Annotated in this window: 17 protein-coding genes; 9 read left to right on the forward strand and 8 right to left on the reverse strand. The window is 64.7% G+C overall.

From position 1 onward, the window contains the following. Positions 1 to 13 precede the first annotated feature (13 nt). The 3 genes from MJ205_RS20600 to MJ205_RS20610 all read right to left on the reverse strand — a co-directional run bounded on the left by MJ205_RS20600 (position 14) and on the right by MJ205_RS20610 (position 2,600). Positions 14 to 700 (reverse strand): GntR family transcriptional regulator, encoded by a 687-nt coding sequence (locus MJ205_RS20600; RefSeq protein ID WP_239810155.1) that lies wholly within the window; start codon positions 698 to 700, stop codon positions 14 to 16. A 5-nt stretch (positions 701 to 705) separates the two neighbouring features. Continuing rightward, positions 706 to 2,013: a C4-dicarboxylate transporter DctA gene (locus tag MJ205_RS20605; protein WP_239810156.1), complete on the reverse strand. Its 1,308-nt coding sequence runs from the start codon at positions 2,011 to 2,013 to the stop codon at positions 706 to 708. Positions 2,014 to 2,234: 221 nt separating this feature from the next. Then, entirely contained in the window at positions 2,235 to 2,600 is a 366-nt protein-coding gene (locus MJ205_RS20610) for a RidA family protein (RefSeq protein ID WP_230773740.1), read from the reverse strand. A 123-nt stretch (positions 2,601 to 2,723) separates the two neighbouring features. Between MJ205_RS20610 and MJ205_RS20615 the strand changes: the two genes are divergently transcribed. Together MJ205_RS20615 and MJ205_RS20620 are read left to right on the forward strand one after the other, a co-directional pair. After that, the gene (locus MJ205_RS20615) at positions 2,724 to 3,389 is read left to right on the forward strand and encodes a TenA family protein (protein ID WP_239810157.1); all 666 of its coding nucleotides are present in this window, start codon (positions 2,724 to 2,726) and stop codon (positions 3,387 to 3,389) included. A gap of 91 nt (positions 3,390 to 3,480) precedes the next feature. Further along, positions 3,481 to 4,680 carry a threonine ammonia-lyase gene (locus MJ205_RS20620; RefSeq protein WP_239810158.1) on the forward strand — a complete coding sequence of 400 codons (1,200 nt, stop codon included), beginning with the start codon at positions 3,481 to 3,483 and terminating at the stop codon, positions 4,678 to 4,680. Positions 4,681 to 4,703: 23 nt separating this feature from the next. On the opposite strand, the gene MJ205_RS20625 is transcribed toward MJ205_RS20620, so the two are convergent. Beyond that, on the reverse strand, positions 4,704 to 6,224 hold the full coding sequence (locus MJ205_RS20625) for an aminotransferase-like domain-containing protein (RefSeq protein WP_239810159.1): 1,521 nt from the start codon (positions 6,222 to 6,224) through the stop codon (positions 4,704 to 4,706). A gap of 109 nt (positions 6,225 to 6,333) precedes the next feature. Here MJ205_RS20625 and MJ205_RS20630 point away from each other — a divergent pair, with 109 nt between their 5' ends. From MJ205_RS20630 to MJ205_RS20640, 3 genes are all read left to right on the forward strand, one after another. After that, positions 6,334 to 6,945: a LysE family translocator gene (locus tag MJ205_RS20630; RefSeq protein WP_239810160.1), complete on the forward strand. Its 612-nt coding sequence runs from the start codon at positions 6,334 to 6,336 to the stop codon at positions 6,943 to 6,945. A 117-nt stretch (positions 6,946 to 7,062) separates the two neighbouring features. After that, positions 7,063 to 7,209 (forward strand): hypothetical protein, encoded by a 147-nt coding sequence (locus MJ205_RS20635; protein ID WP_230773683.1) that lies wholly within the window; start codon positions 7,063 to 7,065, stop codon positions 7,207 to 7,209. A gap of 398 nt (positions 7,210 to 7,607) precedes the next feature. After that, entirely contained in the window at positions 7,608 to 9,476 is a 1,869-nt protein-coding gene (locus MJ205_RS20640) for a phosphoenolpyruvate carboxykinase (GTP) (RefSeq protein WP_239810161.1), read from the forward strand. A gap of 382 nt (positions 9,477 to 9,858) precedes the next feature. Here MJ205_RS20640 and MJ205_RS20645 read toward each other — a convergent pair whose 3' ends face one another. Then, entirely contained in the window at positions 9,859 to 10,269 is a 411-nt protein-coding gene (locus MJ205_RS20645) for a hypothetical protein (protein ID WP_239810162.1), read from the reverse strand. Between the two features lie 173 nt (positions 10,270 to 10,442). Between MJ205_RS20645 and MJ205_RS20650 the strand changes: the two genes are divergently transcribed. The 3 genes from MJ205_RS20650 to MJ205_RS20660 all read left to right on the forward strand — a co-directional run bounded on the left by MJ205_RS20650 (position 10,443) and on the right by MJ205_RS20660 (position 13,188). Next, the gene (locus tag MJ205_RS20650) at positions 10,443 to 11,420 is read left to right on the forward strand and encodes a LysR family transcriptional regulator (protein WP_239810163.1); all 978 of its coding nucleotides are present in this window, start codon (positions 10,443 to 10,445) and stop codon (positions 11,418 to 11,420) included. Between the two features lie 41 nt (positions 11,421 to 11,461). After that, positions 11,462 to 12,307 (forward strand): metallophosphoesterase, encoded by an 846-nt coding sequence (locus tag MJ205_RS20655; RefSeq protein WP_239810164.1) that lies wholly within the window; start codon positions 11,462 to 11,464, stop codon positions 12,305 to 12,307. A gap of 458 nt (positions 12,308 to 12,765) precedes the next feature. Beyond that, positions 12,766 to 13,188, forward strand: coding sequence for a universal stress protein (locus MJ205_RS20660; RefSeq protein WP_239810165.1), 423 nt, complete (start codon positions 12,766 to 12,768; stop codon positions 13,186 to 13,188). A 174-nt stretch (positions 13,189 to 13,362) separates the two neighbouring features. Here the strand turns inward: MJ205_RS20660 and MJ205_RS20665 are convergent, their stop codons facing one another. Beyond that, a complete protein-coding gene (locus MJ205_RS20665; RefSeq protein WP_230773667.1) occupies positions 13,363 to 14,307 on the reverse strand; it encodes a LysR family transcriptional regulator ArgP in 945 nt (314 codons plus the stop codon). Positions 14,308 to 14,361: 54 nt separating this feature from the next. On the opposite strand from MJ205_RS20665, the gene MJ205_RS20670 reads away from it, so the two are divergent. Next, positions 14,362 to 15,729, forward strand: coding sequence for a D-amino acid dehydrogenase (locus MJ205_RS20670; protein ID WP_256460945.1), 1,368 nt, complete (start codon positions 14,362 to 14,364; stop codon positions 15,727 to 15,729). Positions 15,730 to 15,798: 69 nt separating this feature from the next. On the opposite strand, the gene MJ205_RS20675 is transcribed toward MJ205_RS20670, so the two are convergent. Together MJ205_RS20675 and MJ205_RS20680 are read right to left on the reverse strand one after the other, a co-directional pair. Further along, entirely contained in the window at positions 15,799 to 16,899 is a 1,101-nt protein-coding gene (locus MJ205_RS20675) for a branched-chain amino acid aminotransferase (protein ID WP_239810167.1), read from the reverse strand. A gap of 241 nt (positions 16,900 to 17,140) precedes the next feature. Beyond that, positions 17,141 to 17,950: an alpha/beta fold hydrolase gene (locus MJ205_RS20680; protein ID WP_239810168.1), complete on the reverse strand. Its 810-nt coding sequence runs from the start codon at positions 17,948 to 17,950 to the stop codon at positions 17,141 to 17,143. Positions 17,951 to 17,974: the final 24 nt, after the last annotated feature.

A 17,974-nucleotide genomic window follows, 5' to 3' on the forward strand; every position in this document is an offset into this window, starting at 1 on the left:
CGTGGCTCGGGCATCAGCGCTGCACGGGGCTCAGGGTGGCCCGCAGGCGCTCGCCGGGTGCGGTCTCCGGCGGCGGCGGCGTGGTCTCCAGCGCTTCTTCCACATTGCCGATGTGGGCCAGCATCAGCGCGCGGGCCTGCTCGGCGTCGCCGCGCTCCAGCGCTTGGACAATGCTCGCGTGGTCGGCGCAGGACTGCTCGGCGCTGTGGTCGGACTGGTAGAGCGTTGCTGCCAAGGTGGTGCGGGCGGTCAGGTCGCGCAGGGTATCGGCCAGCAGACGGTGGCCCATGTTCTCGGCCAGGCAGACATGGAAATCGGCCAGCAGGAAGGCGCGCGTCGCGGCATCGGCGCCCTGGATCGCGCGCTGCTCCTCGTCGATATGCAGGCGCAGCTGGCGGATCACCTGCTGCATCGGTCGGCCTGCCGTCTCCAGGATGCCGGCCTCGATGATGCGGCGGGCGGCAAAGGCGTCGCGCGCCTCCTCGGCACTGGGCTGCACCACATACCAGCCCCGGCGCGGCTGCACCTGCACAAAGCCGCGCGCCTGCAACTGCATCAGCGCCTCACGCACCAGGGTGCGGCTGACCGAGAAGTTGTCCGCCAGTGCCTGCTCTCCCAGGCGCTCTCCTGGCGACAGCTTCTGTGCGAGGATGGCTTCGACAACGCGTTCCGCGATGGTGGTGGGGCTGACAGCAGTCATGAGGCTCAGGCGTGGGGTGTGGACAGCTCCGATTGTGCCGTGTCTTGCGGCAGCTTCTCGCCATTGAGCACCTTATGGGCCCGCTCGCGGTCGATATCGCCTTCCCACGACGCAATCGCCACGGTCGCCACACAGTTGCCGATCAGGTTGCCCAGCGCGCGGGCAATACCCATGAACCAGTCCACCGACAGCACCAGCACCAGGCCGATGGCCGGGATCGCGGGGATGGCATGCAAGGTGGCGGCCAGCACCACAATGGCCGAGCCCGGCACGCCATGCGCACCCTTGGAGGTCACCAGCGCAATGGCCAGGATGGTCAGCAGATCGGTCATCGAGATCGGCGTATTGGTGGCCTGCGCAATGAAGACCGCTGCCAACGTGATGTAGATCGAGAACGCGTCAAGGTTGAACGAGTAGCCGGTGGGGATCACCAGGCCGACGGTGGAGTCGCGGATGCCCAGGTGGCGCAGCTTGGCCATGATCTGGGGCAGCACGCTGTCGGACGAGGTGGTGGCGAAGACGACCATCAGCTCTTCGCGCAGGTAGCGCAGCAGCTTGATCAGGCTGAAGCCCGAGACGCGCATCGCAAAACCCAGCACGACAAACACGAAGAAGGCGACCGCGACATAGAACAGCAGCACCAGCATGCCCAGCTGCTTGAGCGAGCCCACGCCGTACTGGCCGACGGTAAACGCAATCGCACCCAGCACGCCCAGCGGCGCCAGCTTGATGATGATGCCCATCACCTTGAACAGCACATGCGACATTGTGTCGATCAACAGGCTGACCGGCGCGCCGCGCTCGCCCAGCATCGTCAGGCCGCAGCCAAACAGCACGGCAAACAGCAGCACCTGCAGCACATCGCCGGTGGCAAAGGCCTGCACCACGGTGGTGGGGATCAGCTTCATCAGGAAATCGACCGTGCCGCCGCTGGTCAGCTTGTCGGCATTGCTGGCGTAAGCGCTCATCGCCGAGGCATCGAGCTTGCTCGGGTCCACGTTCATGCCTGCACCAGGTTGGAACACAAAGGCCAGCACCAGGCCCAGAACCAGTGCAATGGTGGTCAGCACCTCGAAATAGATCAGCGCCTTGACGCCGACCCGGCCCACACGCTTGAGGTCGCCCGCCCCGGCAATGCCATGCACCACCACGCAGAACACCAGCACCGGGATGATCATCTTGATGAGCTTGATGAAACCATCGCCCAAAGGCTTGAGTTTGACGGCCCATTCCGGCGCCAGCAGGCCGACGATGACCCCGATGATGAGAGCCACCACCACCTGCCCGAACAGCGATCTGACAAAGCGACGCATACGCATTCCTTTTGAGTTTGTATACAAGTTATAAATTTCTTGTATGCAAAAATGTACCCAAGCACAAAGCATTTGGTGAACAGGGATTACCCGTGAGTGTTCACCGACTTGTGCGGCCTCGGAGACAGAAGCAAAAAGCCTGCCATGCAAGATGCAAGACAGGCTTTGTATGCAAGGAATGCAGCATTCTGCAACGGCCCGCTCAGGGCCGTGCGGGGCGATCAGGCCTTTTCGACGGCTGCGACCACCACCACTTCGATCTTGTAATCGGGGTTGCCCAAGGTGGCTTGCACGGTGGCGCGGGGCGGCGTATGGCCCGGGGCGACCCAGGCGTCCCAGACGCTGTTCATCTGACCGATCTCGGTGATGTCGGTCAGGTAGATCTGGCACTGCAGAATGCTGGCCTTGCTCGATCCGGCCTCGCCCAGCAGGCGGTCGATATGGCCCAGCACTTCTTGCGTTTGGGTGACGATATCGGCACCGGGGTTGTTCTCGGGGATCTGGCCCGCCAGGTAGACGGTGCCGTTGTGGATGGCGGTTTCGGACAGGCGTGCGCCGACGTGGCGGCGGTCGATGGCAGAGGTCATGCTCGTCTTTCGGTAACGGAGGGGGATACGCAAAAATCATAGCGCATCGCAAGGCCGGTGCGCAGGCACAAGGCTGTTGCGGCACAATGGCCCTCTTTGCCGTTGCTGCCTCCGCCGCCCACCATGACCGACCGCTTTTCTGAATCGCTCCAAGCGCTGAACCAGCCCGTTTGGGATGCCTGCATCCACCACCGCTTCATTGACGAGATGCGGGCCGGCAGCCTGGACGATGCGGTGCTGCGCCGCTACCTGGTGCAGGACTACCAGTTCATCAACCAGTTCGTGGCGCTGCTGGGCGCAGCCATCGCCAGTGCCGACAGCTTTGCGCCGCGCGTGCGGCTGGCGCAGTTTGCGGCGATGATCACCAGCGACGAGAACACCTATTTCCAGCGCAGCTTGGACGAGCTGCAGGTGCCCGCGCAGGAACGCGAGACACCGCCGCTGACGCTGCCTACCGTGCAGTTCCAGGCGCTGATGGGCCAGGCCGCGCGCAGCCAGAAATACGCCAACTGCCTGGCCGTGCTCTGTGTGGCCGAAGGCCTGTACCTGGACGGCTTTGACCAGCCCGGCCAGACCCTGCCGCCGCGTTTTGTGCATGCCGAATGGATCAGCCTGCATGCCAACGACTTTTTCCGCGATTTTGTGGGCTGGCTGCGTGCTGAGCTCGACCGCATGGGCGAAAGCATCGACCCCGATGCACGCGCCGAGGCGGCCGATTATTTCAGCCGCGCAGTGGCGCTGGAGCAGGCGTTTTTTGACCATGTCTACCAGCCGCCCAGCGCCGACTGAACGCCGCGCCAGCCATCGAGACGACGAGACATTCCATGACAACAGCCAGCCCCTGGCCGGGCGGCACCCCATCCCTTCAGCGAGTCATCCCATGCTCAGCATCCAAGACATCCGCAATGCCGCGCAGCGCATCCAAGGCAAGGTCGAGCGCACGCCCTGCCTCTACTCCCACACGCTGTCCCAGATCGTGGGCGCCAAGGTCTATCTCAAGTTCGAGAACCTGCAGTTCACGGCGGCGTTCAAGGAGCGCGGTGCCTGCAACAAGCTGATGCAGCTGGACGCCGAGCAGCGTGCACGGGGCGTCATCGCGATGAGCGCGGGCAACCATGCCCAGGGCGTGGCCTACCATGCGCAGCAGCTGGGTGTGCGGGCGGTGATCGTGATGCCGCGCTTCACGCCGGGTGTCAAGGTGGAGCGCACGCGCAGCTTTGGTGCCGAGGTGGTGCTGCATGGCGACACCCTGGAAGAGGCCCGCGCCCATGCCTATGCGATGGCCGAGGACCAGAAGCTGGTGTTTGTGCATCCGTTTGACGATGCCGACATTGCAGCGGGCCAGGGCACCTTGGCGCTGGAGATGCTCGAAGACCAGCCCGATCTGGACACCTTGCTCATCGCCGTGGGCGGTGGCGGCCTGATTGCCGGCATCGCCACCGCGGCCAAGGCCGTCAAGCCCGGCATCCAGGTGGTGGGCGTGCAGACCTCGCGCTTTCCCAGCATGGTCAATGCGGTGCAGCAGCTGGATTTGCCGGTGGGCGTATCGACGATGGCCGAAGGCATTGCCGTGGCCACGGCCGGCATGATCACGCGCGAGATCGTGGCCCGCACCGTCGATGACCTGGTGCTGGTCGAAGAGAGCGATATCGAGCAGGCCGTGCTGATGCTGCTGGAGATTGAAAAGACCCTGGTCGAAGGGGCTGGCTCGGTGGGTCTGGCGGCGCTGCTGCGCTACCCCGAGCGCTTCCGGGGCCAGAAGGTGGGCCTGGTGCTGTCGGGCGGCAATATCGATCCGCTGCTGCTGGCCTCCATCATCCAGCGCGGCATGGTGCGCTCGGGCCGGCTCGCGCGCCTGCGCATCAGCTCGCGCGATGTGCCCGGCATGCTCGCGCGCATCACCGCCATCGTGGCCGAGGCGGGGGCCAACATCGAAGAGGTGCACCACCAGCGCGCCTTCACCAAGCTGGCCGCGCAGAACACCGAGATCGACATCGTGCTGCAGACCCGCAGCAAGGCGCATATCGACGAGGTGGTGGACAAGCTGCGCGGCGTAGGCATGCAGGTCGATCTGGCCTGACAGTGCGGTAGCGGCGGTCCTCCTCAAGCGCCCCGGTGGCGTTCCAGCAGCAGGGCCAAGGTCTGCCAGGCGGCCGGCTGCTCGGCCATGGCCACCGAGATGCGCAGCAGGCTTGACGGCGCCTGGCGCGGTGAGAACAGCACCCCGGGCGCCAGCAGCAGGCCATGCTCGCTGGCCTGGCGCGCCAGCAGTTCCGAGTCCATGCCGCAGTCCACCCACGCAAAGGTGCCGGCCACCGGCTCATGCACCGCGTGGCAGCCCAGCGCTTCGAGCTGGCGCAGGCAGCGGTGGCGCGCCTTGTCCACCCGCTCGCGCAGCCGGTCCACATGCTTGCGGTAGCTGCCATCGGCCAGGATGCGGTGCACGATCTGCTCGCTGGGCAGCGCGGAGGTGAGGCCGCCCAGCAGCTTCAGATCGGTCAGCTGGTGGATGAACTCGGGTCGCGCCGCCACATAGCCCACGCGCAAGCCGCCCGACAGTGTTTTGGAATAGCCCCCCACCAGCAGCACGCGCTGCAGTCGGTCCATGGCCGCCAGGCGCAGGGGCATATTGCCCAGGTATTCGGAATAGGTGTCGTCCTCGACCAGCAGGAAATCATGCCGCTCGGCAATGCGCAGCACCTCATGGGCGACACCGGCCGACAGGCTCAGCCCGGTGGGGTTGTGCACGGCGGTGTTCAGGATGAAAAGCTTGGGCTGGTGCTGCGCGGCCAGGGCCTGCAGCGCCTGCACATCGGGGCCGCCAGGCAGGCGCGGCACGCCCACCACATTCACCCCCATCGTGTTGAGGCGGCCAAAGATCAGGAACCAGCCCGGGTCCTCGACCAGCACGGTGTCGCCCGGCTGCAGAAAGCAGCGCACGATCAGGTCCAGCCCGTGGGTGACGCCGCTCACCGTCATCAGCTGGGTCTCGGGGTGGGCGGGCACTTCCTGCGCCTGCAAGGTCGATGCGATCTGGCGGCGTAGTGGTGCCAGGCCCTGGGGCAGGCCATAGCCGAGCAGGCTGCGCTCGGCCCGCACCCCCTGCTTCAGAATGGCGCGCATCGCGCCGCTGATCAGGCCTTCGTCCATCCAGCTGGCGGGCAGGCAGCCGGCACTGCCGGTGTGGCCGGAGCCATCGGCATCCTCGCGGAAGATGCCGCGCAGCAGGTAGGCGGTGTCAAACGCAGCACCCTGGGCCAGGCTGGCCGCAGGGGCAGCGGCCGCTACGGCCAGCGCGCGCTGGGCACAGACAAAAAAGCCCGCGCCCCGGCGCGATTGCACCAGGCCCTGCGCGGCCAGCCGGTCATAGGCCTGCACTACCGTGTCGCGGCTCACGCCCGCCTGGTCGGCCAGTGCCCGCACCGATGGCAGGCGCATGCCCGTGCGCAGCCCGTGGTGGCGGATGCGGTCGCTGAAATGCGCCACCAGCTGCTCGACCAGGGAGGCGCTGCCGGTGCGCACTGGTTGCCAGCCCCAGGCGGCCGCTGCCAGCGGGCGGGCACGTGAGCCGGGCGCAGCGGTGTCGGCTGCGGTCTCGGGGGGCGGCGAAAGTGTCTGGGTCATAAGAGCAGGCCAATTCTGCAAGTGGCCAGTTAAAGTGTACCGGTGCTGTACTGCATCCTGGCGGTAGCATGGCAACAGCTTTTCTTTTCTTCCTTGTTCGCACGCTGCCATGTCCGTTCTGCCCCAAACCTCCGCTTTTGTGTTGCCCCTGGCCCTGTTCGCCTTTGTCAGCTCGGTCACCCCGGGCCCCAACAATGTGATGCTGACGGCCTCGGGCGCCACTTTTGGCTACCGCCGCACGGTGCCGCATATGCTGGGCATCAGCCTGGGGGTGGTGGCCATGCTGCTGCTGGTGGGCCTGGGGCTGGGCGTGGCCTTTGAGCGTGAGCCGCGTCTCTACACCTGGCTCAAGTACCTGGGTGCCGCTTACCTGCTGTGGCTGGCCTGGAAGATTGCCCGCTCCGGCCAGGCCGGCGCCGGGCAGGCCGGTGCGCAGCCCTTTGGCTTTTGGCAGGCCGCTGCGTTCCAGTGGGTCAACCCCAAGGCCTGGGTCATGGCCATCGGCATCGTGGCGACCTATACCCCGCGCGATGGCTATACCGCCAACCTGCTGCTCGCCGCGCTGGTGCTGGGAGTGGTGAACTACCCCAGCGTCAGCGTCTGGACCTTGTTTGGCAGTGCGGTGGGCCGCGCACTGCGCACGCCCCGGGCACTGCAGCGCTTCAACTGGTGCATGGCGGCACTGCTGGTGCTGTCGCTGTATCCGGTGCTGGAGGGCTGATCGCTGGGGCGCGAGCCACACCGGCTGGCTCAGGGTTTTTGCCCGGCATGCAGTCTGGGGCCTGCTGGCTACAATGGTCCTCAGCTTTTTTGGCAGCCTTTGCATTGGAGAGAGCCCATGTCCAGCCCGCACACCGACGCCGATACCGAACACCCCCCGGTGGATACCGTGGAAGCCATTGTTCCGCTGATGCCCGTGGTGCTCCCCGTGGTGGGCGCGCTGATGATGTTCCTGCTGGCCTTCATTGCCGTCTACATGGCCTGAGCGCCGCGCGATCCGCGCCCGAGGGCCTGTTGCTGAACCCGCCGCTGGCGGGTTTTTTTATCGCCTGCCGCTGGCCGATGATGGCTGGCGCGGCCCCGATCGGCCTGGGCGCCTTGGCCACTGCAGGCCCGCGCCACCTGCGCGACAGGGTGGCGGCCAAAGAAACCGGTATCAATACACTTGTGCATTTAATCATGCATCAAATGCATAGATCTGGTGACCGAAAATCACCGTTTTGGGGTCCCACTGCTAAAATCGCGGGTCCAGCGTAGGCATTTTTGCGCACAGGCATGGCGCTCTGTCCGACGCAGTGGAGACGGTTTTTCAAAAATGGGTTGCGGCCAGGGAGCGGGCCGCAGCGGTTTTTGATGAACCGTTTACAACTTTGAAAGCTTCCGATGAACGCAAACGTCCAAGCCGGTGTGGCCCTTCAGGCGCCCGACTATGTCAAGAACCCCAAGCTCATCGCCTGGGTGGCCGATATGGCCGCACTGTGCAAGCCTGATTCCGTCTACTGGTGCGACGGCAGCCAGGAAGAATACGACCGCCTCTGCCAGCAACTGGTCGATGCCGGCACCTTCAAGAAGCTCAACCCCGCCAAGCGCCCAGGCAGCTTTCTGGCCTGGTCCGATCCCTCGGACGTGGCACGTGTCGAAGACCGCACCTACATCTGCTCGGCCAAGAAAGAGGACGCCGGCCCCACCAACAACTGGATGGAACCTGCCGAGATGCGTTCGACTCTACAGCCGCTGTTTGACGGTTGTATGAAGGGCCGCACGATGTATGTGGTGCCGTTCTCGATGGGCCCGCTGGGCTCGCCGATCGCCCACGTCGGCATCGAGCTGTCCGACAGCGCCTATGTCGCAGTCAACATGAAGATCATGACCCGCATGGGCCGTGCCGTGTATGACGTGATCGGCAGCGATGGCGATTTTGTGCCCTGCGTGCACACCATCGGCGCGCCCCTGCAAGCCGGCGAAAAGGACACCACCAGCTGGCCTTGCAACAAGACCAAGTACATCGTGCACTACCCCGAGACGCGCGAAATCTGGTCCTACGGTTCGGGCTACGGCGGCAATGCGCTGCTGGGCAAGAAGTGCTTTGCGCTGCGCATCGCCTCGACCATGGGCCGCGACCAGGGCTGGCTGGCCGAGCACATGCTGATTCTGGGCGTGCAAAACCCCCAGGGCAAAAAGTACCATGTGGCAGCCGCGTTCCCCAGCGCCTGCGGCAAGACCAATTTCTCGATGCTGGTGCCGCCCACCGGCTTTGAAGGCTGGAAAGTCACCACCATCGGTGACGACATCGCCTGGATCAAGCCGCAGGCCGACGGCTCGCTGCGCGCGATCAACCCCGAAGCGGGCTACTTTGGCGTGGCCCCGGGTACCAACTACCACACCAACCCCAACTGCATGGCCAGCCTGGACAAGAACGTGATCTTCACCAACGTCGCGCTGACCGATGACGGCGATGTGTGGTGGGAAGGCATGGAAAAGGACAGCGGCCAGCTGCCGGACCACCTGATCGACTGGCAAGGCAAGGACTGGACCCCGCAGATTGCGAAGGAAACCGGTGCCAAGGCCGCCCATCCGAACGCCCGCTTCACCGTGGCTGCCACCAACAACCCGGCCCTCGACGAAGCCTGGGACGACCCCAAGGGCGTGAAGATCGATGCCTTCATCTTTGGTGGCCGCCGCTCGACGACCGTGCCGCTGGTGACCGAAGCACGCAACTGGAAGGAAGGCGTCTACATGGCCGCGACCATGGGCTCCGAAACCACCGCTGCCGCGTTTGGCGCGCAAGGCGTGGTGCGCCGTGATCCGTTCGCGATGCTGCCTTTTATGGGCTACAACATGAGCGATTACTTCGCCCACTGGCTGAACCTGGGCGACAAGCTCGAAGCCGCTGGCGCGCAGCTGCCCAAGATCTACACCACCAACTGGTTCCGCAAGGATGCCGCTGGCAAGTTCGTCTGGCCCGGCTACGGTGAGAACATGCGCGTGCTCAAGTGGATGCTGGACCGCCTCGAAGGCCAGGTGCAGGGTACGCAGACCGCCTTTGGCGTGGCCCCGCAGTACGCCGAGATCAACTGGACCGGCCTGGACTTCAATGCCGAGCAGTTCAAGACCGTCACCAACATCGACACCGCCGTCTGGACCGAAGAGCTGGCGTCGCACCAGGCCCATTTCGACCACCTGGCCCAGCGCCTGCCCCAAGCGCTGCTGGATATCAAGGCCGACCTCGAAAAGCGCCTGACCGCTGCTTGACCGGCCGCTCGCCCGCGCGCTGGTAGCTCCGCTGCCAGTGACGCAGCCAACGACGCACCGCAAAACCCCGCATGTTTCAGGCATGCGGGGTTTTGTTTTGGATGCGGAGCTGCGGTAGACCTGTCTGGGCTCCGTGGCAGTGCAAGGTTGGAACTGTGGTTTGTGGCATACAGCCAGCAGCTTGCTCGGCAGTAAACCGCTTGCCAACCGTTGTTCAAGTGCTGCGGCTTGCGCGGGTAGAGCTGTGCTGCCACGCCAAGCCGCGCATCCGCTTTGGAGGGACTGCGGTCGCCAGCAACAAAAAAGCCACGGCATGCCGTGGCTCTTGAAAAGGCAGATCGTGGCTGCCGGCGCTGGGGCTCTGGAGGAACCCCGGCGTTGATCAGTAGTTCTTGTGGTAGAACGAAACCGCTGCGTCGCTCATGGCGCGGTTCAGATCAGCCATCACGCGGCTGTCTTGCAGGGCCACTTGCCAGGTCTTGTCGTCTTCCATGGCGCGGCGGTGGCCTTCGTCCCAGCTGCGGCGTGCGGCGCGCAGGCTGCTGCTCAGGTTGCGGGCAGGGGCAGCCAGCAGGGCGATGGCGACAAAGGCGACGGCCCACAGCAGGGCCCAGCCAGCGATCCAGTGGCTGCCGCCAGCGACGGAGTCCACCAGGCGGGTAGCCACGACCAGCACTGCAGCAACAAGGGCTGCCAGCATCAAGGAAGCGCCGATGCCCTTGGTGCCGAAGGTGGTCTTGAGATGTTCAGCAGCACGTTCCACACGCAGAACGCCCGTGTGCTCGGTAGCCATGTCAGTGTGTACAAAACTGTTGGTCATGATGGATGTCTTTGGTATTAATGCTTCTTGGAAGCGATGCACGAAGTATAGGGTTTACCCTAGACCATCTCAAATTTATCTTTTGAATCTGTATCATTCATGCCAGTGATGTATTGCAGGCCGCTCAGCACCGCAAAGGATTGAAAATGCTGCCCCATCAATTTCGGCATCTCGATCTGAACCTGTTGCGTGTATTCGACGAGGTGATGAATGAGCGCAGCCTGACCCGGGCCGCCGACAAGCTGTCCATCACCCAACCCGCAGTCAGCAATGCGATGCGGCGCCTGCGCGAAGCCTTGAATGACGAACTGCTGGTGCGCAGCGGCCAGGGCGTGGAGCCCACGCCGCTGGCCAATGCGCTGTGGCCGGTGGTGCGTGAATCGCTGGCGCGGCTGCAGGCCAGCTTTGCTCCCGAGCGCTTTGACCCGGCCCACGCCACCCAGGCCTTTGTCGTGGCGATGGCCGATGCCACGGCCGCCACCTTGCTGCCCAGCCTCATGCATATTCTGGAGACCGAGGCGCCAGGCGTCTCCGTCCATGTGCAACCACTCACTACACGTGATCCGCGTGAGGAGCTGGAAGCCGAGACCGCTGACCTGGCCGTGGGCTATTTCCCCTTCGTGCTGGCCGAGATGACGGCCCGCGCCCAATCGGGGGATCTGGTGGATTTCGAGAGCCGGCGCCTGTATGACGGCGAATACCTCTGCGTGATGCGCAAGGACCATCCGTTGAGTGAGGGCTTGCTGACTTTGGAGCGCTACTGCGATGCGCGCCATATGCTGGTGAGTTTTTCCGGCCAGCCCTTTGGCTTTCTGGACGAGGCGCTGGCATCGATCGGCCGCAAGCGCCGCGTGGTGCTGACGGTGAACCAGTACTTCACTGCCGCCCGCGTCGTGGCGCGCACCGATCTGCTGACCGTGCTGCCGCGCCACTTTGTGCCCGCCACCGGCATTGCCGATCTGCTGGCCTTCCAACCGCTGCCGCTGCGCGTGGAAGCCGTGCATGTGGATGCGCTCTGGCGCAGCCGCAGCGGGCATATTCCACCCTCGGCGCTGGAATGGATGCTGCATGCGCTGGAGCGCTCGGCGCGGGCGGCTTTTCCTGACCTGGAATTACCGATGTAGCGGGCTGCAAGCCGCCAAAGCCCATGGTAGGCTAGGCGACCATGCACCTGCAAATCCTGTCCGACCTGCACCTGGAGACCCATCCCCATTTCCGCGCCCAGCCCGCGCCCGGCGCCGAGCTGCTGATCCTGGCCGGCGACATTGGCTCCTACCAGAGCGGATCGATGCTGGACGATGCAGATTTTGGCCTGGGCCAATTCAGCCCGCAGCAGGCGGGAGGCCATTGGCCCGAGCCGGTGATTCTGGTGCCCGGCAACCATGAGTTCGACAACCAGGATTTCGACATGGCCCGGCAACGCTTGCGCGCCAGCTGCAACAAGCTGGGCATCACGATGCTGGACTGCGAAACCCTGGTGATCGATGGCGTGCGCTTCATCGGCACCACACTCTGGTCCGACTACGACGCGATTGCGCTGCACAACGGCGTGACCGAGCTGGGCGCGCTGATGAAGCAGCGCGAGAAGGCCTTCAAGGCCGCCAACTTCTACCTGACCAAGGCCCAGACAGTGCGCAACGGCCAGCCCTTTCTGGCCGCCGAGATGCGCGACGAAGCGCTGCGCTGCCAGCAATGGCTGCGCGCCGCACTGGCCGAGCCCTTTGACGGCAAGACCGTCGTCATCACCCACTTCGCCCCCAGCCTGCGCAGCGCCGATCCGCGCTATGGGCTGACCCCGGGCACCGCTGGCTTTTGCAATGTGCTGGATGACCTGCTGCCCTATGCCGACCTCTGGATCCACGGCCACCTGCATGCGCCCAGCGACTATCTGGCCAAAGGCCAGCACAGCGATGGCCGCCCCTGGCAATGCCGGGTCGTGGCCAATCCGCTGGGCTATGCGCGCAAGGGCGAGCAGGAGACCTTCAACCCGCATTGCCTGGTGCGGGTGTAAGGCGGCAGGTTCTCAGGGCCTGCTCGGCGCGCCACGACTTCTCGCGCGGCTCCACAACATCGGTACGGTAAGGTTTGTGCTTGGCGCTGACTAGCCTCTGCGCCGCCGCCATGCCTTGAGCGGGCGCATATATCCCGCGTATTGATCTCCATTTTGCATACCGCGTCCCTAAAACAGTTATTTGGGCGCATTTCAGCAGCAAAACGTTTACGGTCGACTTTTCTTCTCCGGTGCGTGCTTAGCATCTTCGATCAAAACCAAGGGTTTCCACTTAAATTTTTCGCCAAGCCTGATGCACATCAATGTGCGTTTGACGATGAATCTATAAGCTGATACACATGATTTAAGCCTGTAAAGCGCGTTGCCGGTGCCGGTATGCGGGTTTTGCCAGCTCACAGTCCAGCGTTGGTCGTGGCACCGGTGTTGGGTCCCTCACCCCTTGTTGAAGGAGTTAAGGCATGCGTATTTTGTTGGCCGTTGACGGCAGCCCTTACACCCAAAAAATGCTGGATTACCTGGCAGCGCACGCAGAGTGGCTGACCTCCAACCACCATTACACGGCACTCACGGTGCAGCCGCTGCTGCCGCCCCGGGCCGCCAAGGCCCTGGGCAAGGCGCTGGTGGACGATTACCACTCGGAAGAAGCGCAAAAGGTGCTGGTGCCCGTGCAGGAGTTCCTGGCTGCCCACCAGGTGAAGGCCGTGGCAGAGAGCGCTGTGGGCCCCATTTCGCAGACCATTGCGGAGACGGCCGATAACGGCGGCTATGACCTGCTGATCATGGGCACCCGGGGCCATGGCGCGCTAGCCAAGCTGGTGCTGGGCTCGGTGGCCACCCAGGTACTGGCAGAGAGCAAGCTGCCGGTACTGCTGGTGCGATAAGCCGGCCGCCAGATGACGGCGCTGTCATGCGCTATTCACCGTGTAGCAATACTGGGCGTGGATACTTCGCCATTGACCGTGTTTACTGATGAGGGAGGGATGGAACCACCGGTGCAATGAACACAGGGGTACATCCGGAAACTGCTTGCACCCTTTGGGGTGCAGGCAGTTTTTTTATGCCTTGACGGTGGCGCGGGCTGCGGCCGTGGGCGGCGCCAGGCTGCCCTTGGCGCTGTGCACCATCGCGTCGCTCAGCGCGCTGAGCAAGGCCGACTGCAGGTTCCAGCAGTGCCAGAACAGATCAACGCGCAGCACCTGGGCCTCGGCCACATTGACCAGGCGGCCATCGGCCAGGTAGGGACGGGCGAGCAATTCGGGCACCACGCCCACGCCCCAGCCAGCGGCCACGGCGCGCACCTGGGCTTCGGAGTTGGGGACGTAGAGCTGGTGCAGGCCAACGGTCTTGAGCCCCATCGCGCGGGCAACAAACACGCGCTGCATGTCGTCTTTGCGGTTGTAGCTGAGAAACGGCAGGTGCTTGAAGTTGCTGCGGTTGATGCCCTGCGGCACATGCTGCTCGGCGAAGGCGGGCGAGGCCACGGCGATGTAATGCATCGCGCCCAGCGCCGTCACGCGGCAGCCGCGCAAGGCTCTGGGCATTGTCGTGACACAGCCCAGCACCTCCCCGGTGCGCAGCAGCTCCAACGTGTGGTCCTGGTCGTCGGTGATGATCTCCAGCGGCAGCTGCTGCAGCGCGATGTCCTGCAGCGCATCCAGCGCCCAGGTGGCAATGCTGTCGGCATTGATGGCGATCGAGATGGCCTCGTCATGCGCGCTGCGGCCCATGGCGTGGGGCAGCAGGCTGTGCAGTTCCTGCTCCAGGTCGGTGCGCAGCAGCCGCAGCTGCTGGGTGTGCTTGAGCAGCAACTGGCCCGCAGCGGTCGGGCGCAGCGGACGGCTGCGCACCACCAGCACCGAGCCGATCTGTGCCTCCAGCGCGCGCAGCCGCTGCGAGACCGCCGATTGCGTCACATTCAGTCGCACAGCGGCCTTCTCGAAACCGCCTTCTTCAATCACGGCGGCCAGGCATTCCAGCGCGACCGGGTCCAGGTTGCTCATGGGGCTCCAGTATTAGTAGAACTGATGAATCCTGAAGAAGTTTAATTGCACTTTATGTTACAGCCAAGATGCCAGACACTGAGAGCCATGAAAGTCATCATCCTCGGCGCCGGCATCATCGGCACCAGCACTGCCTGGCATTTGCTGCAACTCGGCCACGACGTCACCGTCGTGGACCGCCAACCGGACGCGGCGCTGGAGACCAGCTTTGCCAATGCCGCGCAGATCTCGGTGAGCTACTGCGAGCCCTGGGCGAACAAGCATGCCCCGCTCAAGGCGCTCAAGTGGATGTTCGACAAGGAGGCACCGCTGCTGCTGCGCCCCCATGCCGATCCGCAGCAATGGCGCTGGCTCACCCAGTTTCTGGCTGAGTGCAATGACCGCTCCTTTGCCCGCAATGTGCAGCAGATCGTCGCGCTCGGTGCCTACAGCCACAGCGCGTTGAAGGCCGTGGTGGCGCAGACCGGCATCGAGTTCAACCGGCTCGAGCGCGGCATTGCCCACTTCTTCACCAGCGACGAAGCGGTGCAGGATGCACAGATGGCCGTCGATCTGATGCGCCAGTACGGTGTGAACCGCCGCATGGTCAGCACCGAAGAGTTTCTGAAGATCGAGCCCGCCTTCAAGCCCTATGCCGCGCATATCAAGGGTGGCACCTTTACCGAGAGCGATGAAAGCGGCGACGCCCGCGTGTTCACGCAAAGGCTCGCCCAGCTCTGTGCCCAGGGCGGTGTGCAGTTTCTCTACAACCACCGGGTCGAGCGGCTGAATGTGGCGGGCGGCGCGATCGATTCCGTCACCGTGCGCGCCACCGCAGCGGGTGCAGACAGCCGCCCACGCACCTTGCAGGGCGATGCCGTCATCGTCGCCTGCGGCAGCTACACCGCGCCGCTGCTGCGTACCGTGGGCCTGAATGTCGCCATCTACCCCGGCAAGGGCTACAGCGCCACCTTGCCGATCCTCAAGCCCGAGGCTGCGCCCTTTGTCAGCTGCATCGACGACGGCAACAAGCTGGCAATGAGCCGGCTGGGCAACCAGCTGCGCGTGGCCGGCACCATCGAGCTCAACGGTTTTGACAGCTCGCTGGACAGCCCGCTGGCCAAGGCCCGCTGCCACATGCTGGCGCGCCGCATCGAGGAGCTGATGCCCGGCGTCTGCGATACCCGACTGCCCGAGCAGGGCGGCAATCCGCAGTTCTGGACCGGCCTGCGTCCTGCCACCCCCACGAATATCCCGTTCATTGGCCGCACCAAGATCGGCAAGCTCTGGATCAATGCCGGTCATGGCACCCTGGGCTGGACCCATGGTGCCGGCAGCGGCAAGGCCATGGCCGAGCTGGTGAGCGGCCGCATGCCGGACATGCAGTTTGGTTTCTACGGCTTTGAAAGCGAAGCCAGGAGCCGGGCTGCTGTCGCAGCCTGACGGGCTTACCGCTCTATGAAAAAGGGCCGCACACGGTGCGGCCCTTTTGGCGTTTATCGGGAGAACGGATCAGGCGTCCAGACGCACCAGCCAGCCGTGGCGGTCCGGAGCGCGGCCGTACTGGATGTCGGTCAGCTCCTTGCGCAGCGCCATCGTGACTTCGCCAGCCGGTGCCGACAGGTCGCCCACCGAGAAGCCTTCGCCCTTGAGCTGGCCGATGGGGGTGATGACGGCTGCGGTGCCGCAGGCAAACACTTCGGTGATCTCACCGGAGGCCACGCCTTGCTTCCACTCGTCAACGGCGATCTTGCGCTCTTCGACCACCATGCCACGGTCGCGTGCCAGTTGCAGCAGCGAGTCGCGGGTGATGCCTTCCAGGATGCTGCCCGACAGCGCAGGCGTGACCAGCTTGTTTTGCTTGCCATAGACCAGGAACACGTTCATGCCGCCCAGCTCCTCGAGGTACTTGCCCTCGGCAGGGTCGAGGAACAGCACCTGCGAGCAGCCGTTGTCCTGGGCTTGCTGCTGGGGCAGCAGCGAGGCGGCATAGTTGCCGCCGCACTTGGCAGCGCCGGTGCCGCCCTTGGCCGCGCGGGCAAAGTCGGTGGACAGCCAGATCGCCACGGGCGCCACGCCCTTGGCAAAGTAGGGGCCTGCGGGGCAGGCGATCACGTAGTAGGTGGCCTTGTGGGCGCTGCGCACGCCCAGGAAGACTTCGTCACCGATCATGAACGGGCGCAGGTACAGGCTGGCTTCGTTGCCGCTGGGCACCCAGTCCTTGTCCACGGCGATGATCTGCTTGAGCGATTCCACAAAGATGTCGACCGGCAGCTCGGGCAGGGCCAGGCGGCGGGCGGAGCGCTGCAGGCGCTCGGCATTGGCTTGGGGGCGGAAGGTCCAGACCGAGCCGTCCGCATGGCGGTAGGCCTTGATGCCTTCAAAGATTTCCTGGCCGTAGTGCAGCACGGCGGCAGCGGGGTCCAGCGCAATCGGGCCGTAGGGGGTCACGGCCGCATCGCGCCAGCCACCCTCTTTGTCCCAGTGCACCGAGACCATGTGGTCGGTGAAGTGCAGACCAAAACCCGGGTTGTCGAGAATCTTGGCGCGCTCTTGGACGCTGCGTGGCTGGCTCGATGGGGTGACGGCAAAGCTCAGGGAAGAGGGGGACACGGGACTAATCCTTCAGTTGGCAACAGGGACAGCAGCGTTCTGTGGGGGAGCCGCTGCCGGTCATGGTGGCCGTCCGCCAGCCTGGAGAGGCTCCAGGACAAAGTGACGGGCTGCACGCCAAACCCCATAGCATGCCAGTTTTTTGCCCCAGTGGCGCCAAGCAGGCTGCATTGCCAGCATGGCGAGTCAACCACCTGCAGAGGCAAACGGCCATCGCAGGCGGCCGGCTTACGGGTTTTTCCTAGTGAACCGTCGCACGCTGGGTCGCCAAAAAATCGAGCAGCAGGCCTTCGAAGGCATCCGGGCTCTCCAGCTGGGGCCAGTGGCCAACGCCTTCCAGGCTCTCGTGCCGGGCCTGGGGCAGCAGGTCTGCCAGCGCCTGCATGCGCTGGGGCGGCATGCACACATCCTGGCCGCCGCTCACCAGCAGGCAGCGCTGGCTGAGGTGGGGCAGGCGTTCGGCCAGGGTGCTGGGGCCGGCCAGCATCTCCAGCATGCGGCCATAGGCCAGCGGCTGGATCTGGGTGATCGCATGGCGCGCCAGCTGCAGGCCTTCGGGCAAGGCCTGCTGGCCCGATTGCAGCTGCACCAGCAGCTCGGCAAAACGCTGCATCTGCACCGGCTCGGTGCTGGCCTGCTGCTGGCACTGGGCCAGCAGTTGCTGGCGCGTCTGCACCCAGTGCTGCTGGCTGTCGGCCTCCAGTGCCGGGCCGCCGGCCACCAGGGTCAGGCTGCGCACGCGGGTGGGGTGGCGCAAAGCCAGCTCGGCGGCCACCATGGCGCCCATGCCATGGCCGACGATATGGGCGCGGCCAATCTTCAGCGCTTCGAGCAGGCCGTCCGCCGTGGCAGCCAGCGCCTTCAGGCTGTAGCCGCCATAGGGCGGTGGGTTGGCGTGGTAGCCGGGCATGTCCCAGGCGATGGCGCGGTAGCCCTGGCTGGCGAGCAACTCCACCTGTGGGGCAAAGCCCAGATGGTCGGTGTCGGCATCGTGGAGCATCAGCACCGTCGGGCCGCTGCCAAGCATCGCAAAATTGGGAATCAGGGACATAGGTGTGCTTCTCGCCGAGTGTTT

The organism is Comamonas sp. B21-038 (genome assembly GCF_022387135.1).
Taxonomy (GTDB): domain Bacteria; phylum Pseudomonadota; class Gammaproteobacteria; order Burkholderiales; family Burkholderiaceae_C; genus Comamonas; species Comamonas sediminis.